12 protein-coding genes are annotated in these 15,483 nt (G+C 63.5%); all 12 read left to right on the top strand.

Features of this window, described 5'->3' with window-relative positions:
• Positions 1–6: 6 nt before the first annotated feature.
• Positions 7–1,929, top strand: a complete 1,923-nt coding sequence (cysC, locus tag HP556_RS26015) for an adenylyl-sulfate kinase (RefSeq protein WP_175369100.1) — start codon at positions 7–9, stop codon at positions 1,927–1,929.
• A gap of 474 nt (positions 1,930–2,403) precedes the next feature.
• On the top strand, positions 2,404–4,191 hold the full coding sequence (locus HP556_RS26010) for a NirA family protein (protein WP_175369099.1): 1,788 nt from the start codon (positions 2,404–2,406) through the stop codon (positions 4,189–4,191).
• Positions 4,188–5,795: a sulfite reductase subunit alpha gene (locus HP556_RS26005; protein WP_175369098.1), complete on the top strand. Its 1,608-nt coding sequence runs from the start codon at positions 4,188–4,190 to the stop codon at positions 5,793–5,795. The genes HP556_RS26010 and HP556_RS26005 overlap by 4 nt, the downstream gene beginning before the upstream one ends.
• A 438-nt stretch (positions 5,796–6,233) precedes the next feature.
• A complete protein-coding gene (locus tag HP556_RS26000) occupies positions 6,234–7,331 on the top strand; it encodes an ABC transporter substrate-binding protein (protein WP_175369097.1) in 1,098 nt (365 codons plus the stop codon).
• Positions 7,309–8,349, top strand: a complete 1,041-nt coding sequence (locus HP556_RS25995) for an ABC transporter permease (protein ID WP_175369096.1) — start codon at positions 7,309–7,311, stop codon at positions 8,347–8,349. The genes HP556_RS26000 and HP556_RS25995 overlap by 23 nt, the downstream gene beginning before the upstream one ends.
• Entirely contained in the window at positions 8,343–9,134 is a 792-nt protein-coding gene (locus tag HP556_RS25990) for an ABC transporter ATP-binding protein (protein WP_175369095.1), read from the top strand. The genes HP556_RS25995 and HP556_RS25990 overlap by 7 nt, the downstream gene beginning before the upstream one ends.
• A gap of 116 nt (positions 9,135–9,250) precedes the next feature.
• Complete coding sequence (locus HP556_RS25985; protein WP_175369094.1) at positions 9,251–10,207, top strand: ABC transporter substrate-binding protein; 957 nt, start codon at positions 9,251–9,253, stop codon at positions 10,205–10,207.
• Between the two features lie 25 nt (positions 10,208–10,232).
• On the top strand, positions 10,233–11,090 hold the full coding sequence (locus tag HP556_RS25980) for an ABC transporter permease (protein WP_175369142.1): 858 nt from the start codon (positions 10,233–10,235) through the stop codon (positions 11,088–11,090).
• On the top strand, positions 11,083–11,889 hold the full coding sequence (locus tag HP556_RS25975) for an ABC transporter ATP-binding protein (protein WP_093758603.1): 807 nt from the start codon (positions 11,083–11,085) through the stop codon (positions 11,887–11,889). The genes HP556_RS25980 and HP556_RS25975 overlap by 8 nt, the downstream gene beginning before the upstream one ends.
• A 168-nt stretch (positions 11,890–12,057) precedes the next feature.
• Positions 12,058–13,200, top strand: coding sequence for an acyl-CoA dehydrogenase family protein (locus tag HP556_RS25970; protein ID WP_175369093.1), 1,143 nt, complete (start codon positions 12,058–12,060; stop codon positions 13,198–13,200).
• A 25-nt stretch (positions 13,201–13,225) separates the two neighbouring features.
• Positions 13,226–14,320, top strand: a complete 1,095-nt coding sequence (locus HP556_RS25965; RefSeq protein WP_175369092.1) for an LLM class flavin-dependent oxidoreductase — start codon at positions 13,226–13,228, stop codon at positions 14,318–14,320.
• The gene (locus HP556_RS25960; protein WP_175369091.1) at positions 14,317–15,261 is read left to right on the top strand and encodes an ABC transporter substrate-binding protein; all 945 of its coding nucleotides are present in this window, start codon (positions 14,317–14,319) and stop codon (positions 15,259–15,261) included. The genes HP556_RS25965 and HP556_RS25960 overlap by 4 nt, the downstream gene beginning before the upstream one ends.
• The last annotated feature ends 222 nt before the right edge of the window (positions 15,262–15,483 follow it).

The following is a 15,483-nucleotide window of genomic DNA, read 5'->3' as shown; positions in this document are numbered from 1 at the left end:
GATGCCATGACCAAACCCGTCAATCCGACCTCGCTCGGAATGCCCAACGGCACCACGCGCCCGCAACTGCGCATTGTCATCGTCGGCCATGTGGATCACGGCAAGTCGACGCTGGTCGGTCGCCTGCTGCACGAGACCGGCGGCTTGCCGGATGGCAAGCTGGAGATGCTGAAAGCGGTTAGCGCCCGGCGCGGCATGCCGTTCGAATGGTCGTTCCTGCTCGATGCACTGCAGACCGAGCGCGACCAGGGCATCACCATCGATACCACGCAGATCCGCTTCCGCACCAAATTGCGCGACGTCATTCTGATCGACGCGCCCGGCCACGCCGAGTTTCTGCGTAACATGATCACCGGTGCATCGCAGGCCGATGGCGCCGTGCTGATCGTCGATGCGCTGGAAGGCGTTCGCGATCAGACCCGGCGCCATGCCTATCTGCTGCATCTCCTGGGCGTGAAGCAGGTCGCCGTCGTCGTCAACAAGATGGACCGCGTCGATTTCAGCGCTGTGCGCTTCCAGGCGATCAGTGACGAAATTTCGGCGCATCTCGTCGAACTCGGCGTCACGCCCGCCGCGGTGATTCCGATTTCGGCGCGGGATGGCGATGGCGTGGCCACCCATACCGACCGTATCGGCTGGTATCGCGGGCCGACAGTCGTGGGGGCGCTCGATGCGCTGAAGCCGGCACTCGCGCTTGATGAATTACCGCTGCGGCTGCCGGTACAGGCGATCTACAAGTTCGATGACCGGCGCATCGTGGCCGGGCGTATCGAGGCGGGTCATCTGGCTGTCGGCGACGATGTGGTGATCATGCCCGCCGGCAAGCGGGCAAAGATCAAGAGCGTGGAGCGCTGGTCGGCGACCCCGCTGGAAGGCGAGCACGGGGCAGGGCGATCCGTCGGTATCACGCTCGACCGCGAACTGTTCGTCGAGCGCGGCGACGTGATCGCGCATGTGGGCGTGGTGCCATCGGATACGCGACGACTGCGGGCGCGGATCTTCTGGCTGCACGATCAGCCGCTGACAGCGGGATCGTCGATCCTGGTGCGGCTCGGCGTGCGCGAAGTGCGCGGCCGTGTAGTCGCGATCGAGAAGGCGATCGATCCCGGCGAACTGGCCAGTGTCGAAACCAAGCAGATCGCCCGCAATCACGTCGGTGAAATCGAGATCGCACTGTCGCAACCGGTCGCCGCTGATCGCTATGTCGACAATCCGCGCACCGGACGTCTCGTGATCGAGGTCGGCGGCCGGATCGCCGGTGGCGGTCTCGTGCTGTCCATCGATGCTGCCCAACGCGTCGTGTCATCGGACATCGTGCCGGTGCAGTCGGCACTACAGCCTGAGGAACGTTCGGCGCGCTATCGCCATCAAGGCGCGGTGGTGTGGTTCACGGGATTGCCGGGATCGGGCAAGTCGACGCTGGCGCGGGCGCTGGAGCACCGTCTGTTCGCCAAAGGCGGTTCGCCGATCCTGCTCGACGGCGACACGCTGCGCGCCGGACTCAATCGCGACCTCGGCTTCTCCGCCGCCGATCGCAGCGAGAATGTCCGGCGGCTGGCGGAGATGGCCGGCCATCTCGCCCGCAACGGTCATATCGCCATCGTCGCGGCAGTCTCACCCTCGCGCGGCGACCGCGCCGAGGCCCGCAGCGCGGTCGATACTGCATTTCGCGAGATCTATGTCGCGACTCCGGCGGAGATCTGCGAGCAGCGCGATCCCAAGGGGCATTACGCCAAGGCCCGCGCCGGCGACCTGCCGGGCTTCACCGGTATCGCCAACGACTATCAGGCGCCGGAGACGGTCGAGTTGCGGATCGACACGTCGACGGTCGATGTGGGGCGCGCGATAGATGGCATCGAGGACATGCTGCGGCAGACGCAAGTGCTGGACGACGGAGCCGCTGATCTGGCGGCGTTCGAGGCGGTCTAACGGCTTAGGCCCGCGCTCACTGTTGCACCTCATGATGAGGTCAAGGAAAGCTGGCTTGCCAGCTTTCCTCTTGGCGAGGCGACAAATCCGAAAGGCCACGAGGCCAGGCTGGGTTCCTTCGTCGCAAGGGCCCTCGCACCGATAGCTGCCATTGACGTTCCCACCGTCTAATTATTGAGCGTGCGGTGCACAAACGCTGGCACCGAACGGCCGGGTTCGGCCCGATCTCGACCTCAATCCCCTGATTTATTGATATTTTTCCCCCGATGACGATCTGGCACGAGACTTGAATGTCTCTAGTCAACCGGCGTTCGCTGATGCCCGCCGGCCAGTTCAGATGGATTTCCGCAGCAACGAGGCTGATCGGATCGCTTCAGAATTCAAGCCGGCGCGACGCGCTGACTTGAGCCTGTGCGGTCCGCGATCCTTATCCCCGTTGAAGCCACGCTGTGGCCCGCAGGAGCTTCGTCCCGCATGAAAATTGAAACGCTCTCCATCGACTTTACTGACGAACAGAAGCGCTACCTGGAAGGCTTTTCGACCGGGCTGCAGATCAGTCGTGTCGGCAAGGGTCTCGGCGGCGCTGCGTCAGCCAAGGCCAATGCGGAGCCGACCGGACCGGATGCGCCGCATATCAAGGCGCAGGACCGCACGATTGCGTCGGGCAAGAAGCTGGTCGAGCAGGAGAAATGGAAGCGCGAGGAACACCCGTTCGACGCCTATCCGCGGCTGCGCGATCAGGCCGCGATCGATGCACGGCCATCGCCGGCCGACAATTTCCGCTGGCGCTATTACGGCATCTTCTATGTGGGTCCAACGCAGGACTCCTATATGTGCCGGCTTCGGATCCCGAACGGCATCATGAAGCACTGGCAGCTTGCGGGTCTTGCCGATCTCAGTGACGAGCTCTGCGGTCCGTTTTCCCATGTGACCACGCGCGCCAATCTGCAGGTGCGCGAGATTCCGCCGAAAAATGCTGTGAAACTGATCGAGGGTATCCAGGATCTCGGTCTGTGCTCACGCGGCTCCGGGGCAGACAACATCCGCAACGTCACCGGCACGCCGACCGCGGGCATCGACCCGCAGGAACTGCTGGACACGCGGCCCTATGCGCGCGAGTGGCACTATCACATTCTCAATGACCGCACGCTCTATGGCCTGCCGCGCAAATTCAACGTCGCCTTCGACGGCGCCGGCAAGATCGCCGTGCTGGAAGACACCAACGACATCGCCTTCCAGGCAGTCGAAGTGAAAGATGGCTTCGGCGTCGCGCCCGGCGTCTGGTTCAAGCTCGGCATCGGCGGCATCACCGGCCACAAGGATTTCGCCACCGATACCGGCATCATCGTGAGACCGGAGGACTCTACCAAGGTCTCCGACGCCATCGTGCGCGTCTTCATCGATCTCGGCGATCGTACTAACCGGCTTAAAGCGCGGCTGAAATACGTCATCGACGGCATGGGCATGGAGAAGTTCCTGACCATCGTCGAGGAGAAGCTCGGCGCGCCGTTTACCCGCGTTCCGGCGGACGCGTTGCTGCCGCGCCCAAGCTTCGACCGCACGGCGCATGTCGGCGTGCACAAGCAGAAGCAGGATGGCCTGAACTGGATCGGCGTCGTGTTGCCGCTGGGCAAGGTGACGACCGATCAGATGCGGGGGCTTTCGAAGATTGCGGCCGATCTCGGCGACGGCGATATCCGCCTCACGGTGTGGCAGAATCTGCTGATCCCCGGTGTGAAAGACGCGAATGTTGCGCTGGCGACTGCAGCCATCGAAGCGCTCGGCCTTGCCATCAAGACCACCGAGATCCGCGCCGGCCTGATCGCCTGCACCGGCCGCGCCGGTTGCAAATTCGGCAATGCGGATACCAAACGCACGGCAACAAACATCGCCGAATGGTGTGATACGCGCGTCGAGGTCGATACGCCGATCAACATCCATCTCACCGGCTGCCATCATTCCTGCGCGCAGCATTACATCAGCGACATCGGCATGATCGGTGCGCGCGTGGCGCTGGACGATAGCGACGACACCGTGGACGGTTTCCACATCTTCACCGGCGGCGGCTTCGGCCCGCAGGCCGATGTGGGGCAGGAGGTCTATCAGAACGTCAAGTCCGAGGACGCGCCTGTCGTCGTCGAGCGGCTGCTGAAGGCCTATCTCGCCAATCGTGCGTCGCCGGACGAGACCTTCCTCACTTTCTCGCGCCGTCGCGACGCAGCTTCGTTGCGCAAGCTTGCTGACGAACAGGTGTCCGCATGAACCAGATGACGCCGCCGCCCAAACTCGAGATCATTCCTGCGTCTGCGCCGTTCTCGGAAGCGCAACGCTCCTGGCTGAACGGCTTCTTCGCCGGCCTGCTGTCCGATGCGCCGGCGACGCCGCTCTCTGCAGAGCAGGGCGCAGCCATCATGGAAGAAGATGACGGCGCGCCGTGGCATGACCAGACCATGCCGATCGCCGATCGCATGAAGCTCGCCGAGGGCAAGCCGGTTCGTCGCAAGATGATGGCGGCGATGGCGCAGCAGGATTGCGGCCAGTGCGGCTATAACTGCAACGACTATTCCGACGCGATCGCCTCCAAGGCCGAAGCGCGCCTGAATCTCTGCGTCCCCGGCGGCAAGGAAACCGCGCGGATGCTGAAGTCGCTCTATGAAGAGCTCGACAAGGCGCCGGCGGGTGCTGCGCCCGCGGCAGCAGCGACGCCTGCTGCTGCAGAACCGGTCGAAGTTGCTGCGCCGGATCCGTCGACGCTCGGGCGCTCGCGCGACAATCCCGCATCCGCCGTGTTTCTCGGCCGCCGCCTGCTCAATGGCAAAGGCTCCGAAAAGGAGACCTGGCATATCGATTTCGATCTGTCGGGCTGCGGCCTCGATTACGTCGTCGGCGACAGTTTCGGCATCTTTGCGTCGAACGATCTCGGTCACGTCGACCAGATCATCGCTCTGCTCGGCGCGTCGCATACGACGGAGGTGCGTGGCAAGACGCTGCGTGAAGTGCTGCAATACGACGTCTCGCTGGCCCCGGCACCGGACTCGCTGTTCGAGCTGATGTCCTATCTCACCGGCGGAGCGCAGCGCGCCAAGGCACGCGCACTGGCCCAGGGCGAGGACCCCGATGGTGATGCCGCGACGCTCGACGTGATGGCTGCGTTGCAGAAATTCTCCGGCGTGCGGCCGCACCCGGAAGCTTTCATCGAGGCGCTTGAGCCACTGCAGCCGCGGCTCTACTCGATCTCGTCATCGCACAACGCCACGCCCGGCAAACTGTCGCTGACAGTCGATATCGTTCGCTATATGGTCGGCAAGCGTAAGCGCCATGGTCTGGCCTCGAGCTTCCTCGCCGATCGCATTCAGCCCGGCGACGAGCTCAAGGTCTATGTCCAGAAGGCGCACGGTTTCGCGCTGCCGGAAAATCCGGAGACGCCGATCATCATGGTCGGGCCGGGCACCGGCATCGCGCCATTCAGGGCGTTCCTGCACGACCGCAAGGCCACCAAGGCGCCGGGCAAGAACTGGCTGTTCTTCGGCCATCAGCGCAGCGGGTCGGATTTCTTCTATGCCGACGAACTCAATGGCATGAAGACCGAAGGCTTCCTCACACGGTTGTCGCTGGCCTGGTCGCGTGACGCCGGTGAGAAATTCTACGTGCAGGATCGCATGCGTGAGGTCGGCCGCGACGTCTGGACGTGGCTCGCCGAAGGCGCTCATGTCTATGTCTGCGGCGATGCCAAGCGCATGGCCAAGGATGTGGAGCGGGCTCTGGTCGATATCGCCGCCCAGCATGGCGCGCGTTCGACTGATGAAGCGGTGACGTTCGTCAGTGAGCTGAAGAAGAAGGGGCGGTTTCAGCTCGACGTATATTGATATCTCTAGCCCTCATCCTGAGGAGCCCGCCGTTAGCGGGCGTCTCGAAGGATGGCCGCAGACTCGGAGCGCCGGCATCTCATGGTTCGAGACGGCGCTTCGCGCCTCCTCACCATGAGGGGAGCGCGCGTTTGCGAGAGAACTGTTTTGCTTCAACTGCGTCATCAGTAGAACGCTTCCTCAGCGATAAATTGCGTTCTCTCCCGGCGCTGCTCTCATTGGAGATAATCTCTCCAACCTGCGCGACATTCAAAATTCCATTTTATTGACCGAAGCCGCCGCGCTGCGCATCCTCGTACCATCGAAATCACAGGGGCGGGAGTCGGCGGACTCTCACGGCTGAGCTTCCACTCAACACATTGACCATCGCATCAGCGCGAGCCGCAACACCATCCGTTGCGGCCATGGGCAGCGCTGTGCCGATCGCAAGGAGACCAGATGTCGAACGATGATCACAACCGCAAGCCGCTGATGGATCGCCGGTCGCTGCTGCGCGGCGGCGCTGCAGCAGCATTGGCCGCACCACTCGGCGTATGGGGCGCGCAGGCGTTCCCGTTCCGGCAGGCGTCACCCATCGATTTTTCCGAATTTCCAATCTGCAGGACCGCATCGGAGGCGCCCGCGCTCACCGGTGCACCGCGTAAATTGAAGCTCTCCTGGAATGCCGGCGCGGTCTGCCTTGCGCCGCTGCCGGTCGCCATCGATCATGGCTTCTTCCAGAAGCAGAACCTCGATGTCGAGCTGGTCAATTACAGCGGCTCGACGGACCAGCTTCTCGAAGCCATCGCCACGGGGAAATCCGATGCGGGCCTGGGTATGGCGCTGCGCTGGCTGAAGCCGTTGGAGCAGGGCTTCGACGTCAAGATCGTCGCCGGTACCCATGGCGGCTGCCTGCGCGCGCTGGCGCCGGCGAAGTCGGAGGTGAAGAGCGTTGCGGATTTCAAGGGCAAGACCATCGCCGTCGGCGATATGGCCGGCCCCGACAAGAACTTCTTCTCGATCCAGCTCGCGAAAGCCGGACTTAATCCGGACAAGGACGTCGAGTGGCGGCAATATCCCGGCAACCTCGTGCGGCTCGCCGTGGAGAAGGGCGAAGCACAAATCGGGCTCGCCTCCGATCCGCTGGCCTATCTCTGGCTCAAGGATGGCGAGCTGAAGGAAGTCGGCTCCAATCTCGATGGCCCCTACAAGGATATCAGCTGCTGCATCGTCGGTGTGCGTGGCAGCCTACTGCGTGACGATCCACTGGTCGCGCGCGGCCTGACGCAGGCATTGCTCGATGCCGCAATGTTCGCATCGCAGAATCCTGAGAAGGCTGCGAAGTCGTTCCAGCCCTATGCGCCGAAGAATGCCACCGTCGAAGATCTGCTGGGTATGGTGAAGTATCACACCCATCATCATCACCCCGTGGGCGATGCGCTGAAGCGCGAGCTGAAATCCTACGCTGACGATCTCAAGACGGTTTCCGTGTTCAAGCCGTCAACCGACACCACCAAATTCGCGGAGCGCATCTATGCCGACGTATTCCGCGTCTGAGATCTCATCGCTTGGCGGTGACCGCGAGACCGCGCTTATTGCTGGCGATGGTGGACTTCAATTCGTCAACAAGCTTCGTTTCAGCATCACGGGGATCGGGGCAGGGCTCGCCTGGCTGGCTTTCGGCCTGTCGTGCCTGCGATGGCCGGATATCGGCGACTGGCCACGCACCGAGGCTGTAGCCTATACGGCATTCGCGATTGCTGGCGGCATCGCGATTGCGACCACGGCGCAGGCAGCACTCGGCAAATTCGGCGACGGCGTGCAGCGACGCGCGCCCTGGCTGTTTGCCTTGGGAGTGTTCCTGACGCTGTGGGAGCTTGCGACGGCGAAATTCGGCTGGCTGCCGCTGCCGTTCTTTCCACCGCCGCAGTCGATCGTCGAGGTCTATACCGACGACCTGCCGAAGCTGCTCGATAGCGCTTTCGCCTCGGTGAAGCTGCAGCTTGGCGGCTACTTCATCGGCGCGGTCGTAGGCTTCCTCACCGGCGTCTCCATCGGCTGGTCGCGGCTCGCGGGTTACTGGGTGCATCCGATCCTGCGCTTCATCGGACCATTGCCGGCGACTGCCTGGCTGCCGATTGCGTTCTTCACGTTCCCGTCCGCCTGGAGCGCCAGCACGTTTCTGATCGCGCTGGCCACCGGCTTTCCGGTGACAGTGCTGACCTGGTCGGGCGTGGCCAGCGTCAGCACCGCCTATTACGACGTCGCACGAACGCTTGGCGCAAAACCGTCTTTCCTGGTGACCAAGGTCGCGATCCCGGCGGCGCTGCCGCATGTGTTCGTCGGTCTGTTCATGGGGCTCGGCGCATCCTTCGCGGTGCTGGTCGTGGCCGAAATGATCGGCGTGAAGGCGGGCCTCGGCTTCTATCTGCAATGGGCGCAGGGCTGGGCGTCCTACAACAACATGTACGCGGCACTGATCGTGATGTCGCTGCTGTGCTCCGGCGCGATCACGCTGCTGTTCAAGGTGCGTGACCGGCTGCTGGTCTGGCAGAAGGGTGTCGTCAAATGGTAGCGCTGGCGACAGCATTCAAGCCAGCGGCGACGGGCGCGTCGCTCGACGTCAAGGGCGTCAGCCACGCCTTCGACATCGATGGCAGCGTGCTGCCGGTGCTCGACGATGTCAGCATCAGCGTTGCGTCCGGAGAGTTCGTGGCGCTGCTCGGCCCGTCCGGCTGCGGCAAGTCCACGCTGCTCCGATTGGTGGCGGGTCTCGAGCCGCCGCGTGCCGGCACGCTGGATGAGGATGGCGTCGCCATCACCGGCCCTTACCCGTCCCGCGTTGTCGTGTTTCAGGACCCGACGCTGTTTCCGTGGCGGACGGTGTGGGACAATGTTGCGCTCGGGCTGGAAGCGCAGGGCGTACTCAAGACGCAGCGTCACCGCGTCGATGCGGCGATCGATCTCGTCGGCCTCGGAGCCTTCCGGAAGGCCTATCCGCATCAGCTCTCGGGCGGCATGGCACAGCGCGTGGCATTGGCGCGGGCGCTGGTGAACGATCCGCGCATCCTCGTGCTCGACGAGCCGCTCGGCAAACTGGATTCGCTGACACGCATCACCATGCAGGCCGAACTGGTGTCGCTGTGGCAGCGCAACGGCTTCACGGCACTGCTGGTGACCCATGACGTGGAGGAGGCGCTGTTCCTCGCTAATCGCGTCATCGTGTTCAGCGATCGTCCGGCGCGGGTAACGGCGGATATCACGGTCGACCGGCCCTATCCGCGCCATCGCGGCGATCCGCATCTGGCCGAGCTGCGACGGCAGATCCTGCGACTGCTCGGGCTGGACGCGACGTGGTGAGCTCCTCCCGATTATGATCCGTTGCGGGTGAGGGCACACTCCACCGATAGCTGTATACGAGGCACGGTTATTGCATTCCTTTTGGGCTGACACACGGTTCAGCCCAAGGGAATGACATGTACAGCACCAACCGACGTGATTTCATCCGCCTGACGGCCATTGCCGCGGCGCTGTCCACGACCAGCATCAAGGCCTTCGCCGCTGACCGCGTGGTCAAGATCGGAACGCTGAAGCTCATCCACGGCGTCACGCCGTATTTCTACGAGAAATTCGCGCCTGATGGCGTCAAGTTCGAGGTGATCCCGTTCGAAACCCCGACCGACGGCAAGAATGCCGTCGTGACCGGCACCGTCGATTTCGGCATCTTCGGTTTTGCCGCGGCGACGCTCGGCGGCGCCAATGGCGAGCCGGTTGTCGTCATCGCATCTGCCTGCAATCGGGGCATGGCGGTCGTCGCCAAGAAAGATTCCGGGATCAACACGATCAAGGACCTGAAGGGCAAGAAGGTCGCGATCCTGCCGGGCTCGACCCAGGAAGTCGTGATCCTCGATCGCCTCTCCGCCGAAGGCATGACGGTGAAGGACGTCGAGTCCGTGCGTCTGTCGTTCAGCGACATGGCGCCGGCGCTAGCCCGCGGCGACATCGACGCCTATGTGGGCGCCGAGCCCGGCCCGGGCATCAGCCTCGCCAATGGCGTCGGCCAGATCGTCGAATATCCCTACACCACGCCGACCGGTTCGCTGAACATGGTGCTGGCCACGCGCCGCGAACTGATCGAGAAAGATCCCGAGCTCATCAAGGCGCTGCTCAAGACCCACCGCCTGGCCAGCGAATATGCCATGAAGGACCGCGAGGCCTTTATCGCCATCGCCATGCAGAAGCTCGGCCAGCAGAAGCCGTCGATCGAGAAGGCCGCGCCGAATGTGGAGCTGACCTGGAATATCGACGACCAGTTCATGAAGCAGGCGGAATATTACGGCGGCCAGATGCTGTCCAAGAAGCAGATCCGGCAGTTGCCGGACTACAAGACCTTCATCGATGCGAGCTTCGTGAAGGCGCTGGCGGCCACGTGAGCACATCGTGAGCCTGCAAAGCACGATGGACGATACGTCCAACAGGGTACAGCTTGCGCCGGCAGCGGAAACCCCGCCGGTGCCCGCGGCCGGGAAGGGCGTGCAGCGGGCGCGTACAGTCGCGCTCGCGCTGATCGTGCCGGTCTGCTTGATGGTGATTTGGGACGTCATGGTGCGCTGGACCGGCACGCGACTGGTGCCATCGCCCTATGGCGTCGCCGTGATGATGTGGGATTTCGCTTTCGGCGGAATCTATGACGACGCCTACAGCGCCAGCCTGCCGATCCATTTCTGGAAAAGCGTGCAGCGTGTCTATGGCGGCTTTCTCTGTGCGGCGGCGGTCGGCATTCCGCTCGGGCTGATGATCGGGCGGATGCCGCTGCTGCGCAAGCTGCTCGATCCCACGCTGTCGCTGCTGCGGCCGATCCCGGTCACGGCATGGCTGCCGTTGTCGATGATCTTCTTCGGCCTCGGTCCGCGTGCGGCGATCTTCCTGGTGTTTCTCGGCGCGTTCTTTCCGATCCTGCTCAATACGGTGTTCGGCGTACGCTCCGTCGATATCAGGTTGTTCGAAGCCGCGGAGATGCTCGGCTGCAGCGGCGCACAGCAGTTCCGTTCCGTCGTCTTACCGGCAGCGTTGCCGAGCATCTTCAACGGGCTTCGTCTCGGTGCGGGTTTTGCGTGGATCCTGATCGTCGTCGGCGAGATGACCGGCGTGCCCGAAGGGCTCGGCGCCGTCATCATGGATGGCCGCACGCTGTCGCGCACCGATCTCGTGATCACCGGCATGATCATCATCGGCATCACCGGCTTCGTGTCGGATCGCATCCTGCTGATGCTCAGCAACTACTTCCTTCGCTGGAGCCCACAGCATCATGCTTGATCGACCAACCACAATTGCGCCTGATATCCTCGAGGTCAGCGACGTCGGGAAAATCTATCAGGCCTCCAACGGCCCGGTTGAAGCGCTGCGCAGTGTCAATCTCACCATCCGCAAGGGCGAGTTCGTTTGCCTGCTCGGCGCGTCCGGTTGCGGCAAGTCCACCTTGCTGCGCATCGTCGCCGGCTTTGAGACGGCGACGATGGGTTCCGTGACCATGTATGGCTTTCCCGTCGACAAGCCGGGCCCGGATCGCGGCATGGTGTTTCAGGATTACGCGCTATTTCCGTGGCTGACGGTGCGCGACAATATTGGCTTCGGCCCCAAACATCGCCGTCTCGCCACCAAACTCGTGAGCGAGCTCACCGACAAGTTCATGGCGATGGTCGGATTGACCGCCTTCGCCGATCGCTATCCGCACCAGCTCTCCGGCGGCATGAAACAGCGCGTTGCTATCGCGCGTGTGCTCAGCAACGACACCGACGTGCTGCTGATGGACGAGCCGTTCGGCGCGCTGGATGCGCTGACGCGCAGCAAGCTGCAGGAGGAACTCGTCGAGATCTGGCGCACCACCGGCCTCACGGTGATTTTCGTGACGCATTCGGTCGAGGAAGCCGTGATGCTGGCGGATCGCGTCATCGTGATGTCGGCGGGGCCGGGCCGGATCGATTGCGAAATCGAGGTCGATCTGCCGCGTCCGCGCGATGTCGCATCGCCGGAGTTCAACGCGTTGCGGCGCGAGGTCACGCAGAAGCTCACGAGCCATATCGCCGGCAGTCGGGGCAAGGCGGCAGATTCCTGAATCGGGCTTCAAAATCGCGCGAATAAAATTCTCGCTTGAGGTCGTTGGGGAGAATTTTCACCTGTAGGTCTGAGACCCATCAGTCCCGCTGTCGTTATTTCCGGATACCGCTTGTAACCCCTGCCGAACGGCATTCTCTAGGGTCAGAGAAGCCGAAAGCAATACGATATGGACGCGGTTCCCAGCGTTATCGACAGAGTTAATTTGCTCGTTCCGGGCTTTGCGGAACGTGCGTCGTCGCATGATCGTGCGGCAAGTTTTCCATTCGAGAATTTTCAGGAACTGTCCGAGGCGGGCCTGCTGGCGCTACCGGTGCCAAAGGTGCTGGGCGGCGCGGGCGCCGGGGTGCGCGAGGCTGCGCGCGTCGTGAACGCGGTCGGCAAGGCCGATGCCGCGACCGCGCTTGTATTGGCGATGCACTATATCCACCATCTGGTCATCACGCGGAACGGCAACTGGCCTGCGCATCTGGCGCAGCGCGTGTCGCGCGACGCCGTGAATGGCCCTGCGCTGATCAACGCGTTGCGCGTCGAGCCCGATCAGGGATCGCCATCGCGGGGCGGTCTGCCTCAAACCACAGCGAAGCGCACGGCCGAAGGCTGGCGCATGACCGGCCGCAAGATCTATTCGACCGGTGCGCCGATCCTCAAATGGTACACTGTATGGGCCAAGACGGACGAGCCCGAGGTACGGGTCGGCGTCTTTCTGGTGCCGGCGGGTCTGCCGGGCACCGAGATCGTCGAGACCTGGGATCATCTCGGTCTGCGCGCCAGCGGCAGCCACGACGTCGTGTTCGACGACGTGCTCGTTCCGCTCGACCATGAAGTGGACGTGCGCCGTCCGGGTGACTGGGGCGCACCGGATGTGTCGCAGGCGACCATCCAGGCCGTGCTGGTCGGGGCCGTCTATGACGGCGTGGCGCGGGCGGCGCGTGACTGGCTGATCGACTTTCTGAAGACCCGCACGCCATCGAGCCTCGGCGCGCCGCTGGCGACTCTGCCGCGGGCGCAGGAGATCGTCGGCGGCATCGAGGCGAAGCTCTCGGTCAATGCGCGGCTGCTCGACACTTTCGCACGGGACATCGATGACGGTGTTACGCTGACGCCGGTCGAAGCCAACATCCTCAAGCTCACCGTCACCAATAATGCCGTGGCTGTCGTCGAGGACGCGCTGTCGCTGACCAGCAATCACGGACTGACCCGCGCCAATCCGCTGGAGCGGCATTATCGCGACGTTCTGTGCGGCCGCGTACACACGCCGCAGGACGACAGCACCAGGATTTCCGCCGGACGCATCGCGCTCGGCATCTGAATAACAGCAGGAAGTGGAGAGACCCATGTCCGTCGAATTCATCGGCTTCATCACCAACAACGACGCATCCGAGACCCGCGTGCGCTCCGGCCCGGTGCTCGATCCCAGCTATATCGAAACCGTCGCCAAGGCGCATGAGCTCGCTGGCTTCGACCGCGCGCTGCTCGCCTTCCATTCGACCACGCCGGACGGCCTGCAGGTCGCCCAGCATGCGCTCGGCGTCACCGAAAAGCTGAAAGTGATGATTGCCCAGCGCCCGGGCTTCACGGCACCGACGGTGCTGGCACGCCAGCTCGCCACCATCGAGAATTTCCACCATGGCCGCGTCTCGCTGCACGTCATCACCGGCGGCAATGCCAAGGAGCTGCGGCAGGACGGCAATACGCTCGACGACAAGGACGAGCGTTACGCGCGCACCAGCGAATGGCTCGACATCATCAAGCAGGAATGGACGAGCGAGAAGCCGTTTGATTACAACGGCAAATACTACCAGGTCGAGGGTGGCTTTTCACAGGTGAAGCCGACCGTGCCGATTCACGTCTTCGTTGGCGGCGCGTCGGATGCGGCCATCGACGTGTCCGGCAAGCATGCCGATACGTTTGCGCTGTGGGGTGAATCCTATGCGCAGGTCCGCGACGTCACTGGCCGCGTACGTGCTGCTGCTGCGAAATACGGCCGTCCGGCGCCGCGCTTCAGCCTGTCGGTGCGCCCGATCATCGCCGACACCGAGGAGAAGGCCTGGGCCAAGGCCGACGACATTCTCGCCCGCGCCACCGCGCTGCAGGACAAGACCGGCTATCGCAAGCCGGCCGATGGCCATGCCACCGCCGGTGCGAAGCGTCTGCTGGCGCTGGCCGAGCAGGGCACCCGCATCGACAAGCGGCTGTGGACCGAGATGGCGGCGCTCACCGGCGCCAACAGCAACACCACCGCGCTGGTCGGCACGCCTGAGCAGGTCGCCGAAGTGTTCGCCGATTACTACGATCTCGGCGTCAGCCATTTCCTGATCCGCGGCTTCGATCCCCTGATCGACGCCATCGATTATGGCCGCGAACTGATCCCGCGCACCCGCGAACTGATTGCGGCGCGTGATGCCGCCAAGGGAGTTGTCGCAGCATGAAACGGCTTGTTCTTGCCGCCGGTCTGATCCTCGCGGCTTTTGCCACTTCCGCCCACGCCGAGACCACGCTGATCGTCGGCGACCAGAAGGGCAATGCGCGCGCCGTGATGGAAGCATCCGGCGTGCTGAAAGACGTGCCCTACAAGATCGAGTGGAAGGAATTCGCCGCGGCAGCGCCGCTGCTGGAAGCGCTCGGTGCCGGCGCACTCGATAGCGGGCTGGTCGGCGATGCGCCCTTCACCTTTGCAGCAGCGGCCAATGTGCCGGTCAAGGCCATCGGCGCGATCCGGCAGACCGGCGACGGTCTCGCCGTGCTGGTGCCGAAGGACTCGACGATCAAGAGCTTCGACGATCTGAAGGGCAAGAAGATCGCCACCGGCCGCGGCTCGATCGGGCATCAGCTCATTCTCGCCGCGCTGGAACAGAAGGGCTGGACGGCGAGCGATGTGCAGATCGTGTTCCTCGCGCCGTCGGACGCCAAGGTCGCCTATACCCGCGGCTCAGTCGATGCGTGGTCGACCTGGGAACCTTATGTGAGTCAGGAAGAGGTGCTGTTCCAGTCGCGCGTCCTGCTCAATGCCGAGGGCCTGACATCGGGGCTGAGCTTTGTCGTGGCGACGCCGAATGCGATCCGCGACAAGCATGCCGAACTCGAGGACTATCTCCGCCGCCTCACTGCGGCGCGCGCCTGGGCGCTGAAGAACGCGGATGCTTACGCGCAGACTTGGGGCAAGCTGATGAACGTGGCGCCGTCGGTGCCGCTGAACTGGCTGACACGCGCAAAAATCCGCATCGCACCGATCGACGATGGCGTCGCCGCGGATGAGCAGAAGACCATCGATCTCTATCTGCGCAGCGGACTGATCAAGCAGAAGCTCGATGCCAATGCGATCGTGGATCGATCGTTCAACGATGCGATCGGGAAGGGTGCGGGGCTGTAGCATCCCTCTGCACTCTTGACCGTCGTCCCCGCGAAGGCGGGGACCCATAGCCTCCGAGTCCGTAGCTTAAGCTGGCATTCTCCGCAGTGTTCCGATCGCGGCAGTGGTGTCTATGGGTCCCCGCCTTCGCGGGGACGACAGGCGGAGATTGCCGCACCACCCACATCCGTAAATCCACGTATTCCCGGTCTCCCTCCGTCGGCCCACCATCGCCCGGCAACG

The sequence above is a fragment of the Tardiphaga robiniae genome (assembly GCF_013359755.1).
Lineage (GTDB): Bacteria > Pseudomonadota > Alphaproteobacteria > Rhizobiales > Xanthobacteraceae > Tardiphaga > Tardiphaga robiniae.
Note: the sequence above shows the minus strand (reverse complement) of the source record. Positions and strands in the feature narration are given on the sequence as shown.

Excerpts from the sequence above, each read along its gene's own strand:
- cysC (WP_175369100.1), top strand. The coding sequence starts at position 7 with ATGACCAAACCCGTCAATCCGACCTCGCTCGGAATGCCCAACGGCACC.
- HP556_RS26010 (WP_175369099.1), top strand. The coding sequence starts at position 2,404 with ATGAAAATTGAAACGCTCTCCATCGACTTTACTGACGAACAGAAGCGC.
- HP556_RS26005 (WP_175369098.1), top strand. The coding sequence starts at position 4,188 with ATGAACCAGATGACGCCGCCGCCCAAACTCGAGATCATTCCTGCGTCT.
- HP556_RS26000 (WP_175369097.1), top strand. The coding sequence starts at position 6,234 with ATGTCGAACGATGATCACAACCGCAAGCCGCTGATGGATCGCCGGTCG.
- HP556_RS25995 (WP_175369096.1), top strand. The coding sequence starts at position 7,309 with ATGCCGACGTATTCCGCGTCTGAGATCTCATCGCTTGGCGGTGACCGC.
- HP556_RS25990 (WP_175369095.1), top strand. The coding sequence starts at position 8,343 with ATGGTAGCGCTGGCGACAGCATTCAAGCCAGCGGCGACGGGCGCGTCG.
- HP556_RS25985 (WP_175369094.1), top strand. The coding sequence starts at position 9,251 with ATGTACAGCACCAACCGACGTGATTTCATCCGCCTGACGGCCATTGCC.
- HP556_RS25980 (WP_175369142.1), top strand. The coding sequence starts at position 10,233 with ATGGACGATACGTCCAACAGGGTACAGCTTGCGCCGGCAGCGGAAACC.
- HP556_RS25975 (WP_093758603.1), top strand. The coding sequence starts at position 11,083 with ATGCTTGATCGACCAACCACAATTGCGCCTGATATCCTCGAGGTCAGC.
- HP556_RS25970 (WP_175369093.1), top strand. The coding sequence starts at position 12,058 with ATGGACGCGGTTCCCAGCGTTATCGACAGAGTTAATTTGCTCGTTCCG.
- HP556_RS25965 (WP_175369092.1), top strand. The coding sequence starts at position 13,226 with ATGTCCGTCGAATTCATCGGCTTCATCACCAACAACGACGCATCCGAG.
- HP556_RS25960 (WP_175369091.1), top strand. The coding sequence starts at position 14,317 with ATGAAACGGCTTGTTCTTGCCGCCGGTCTGATCCTCGCGGCTTTTGCC.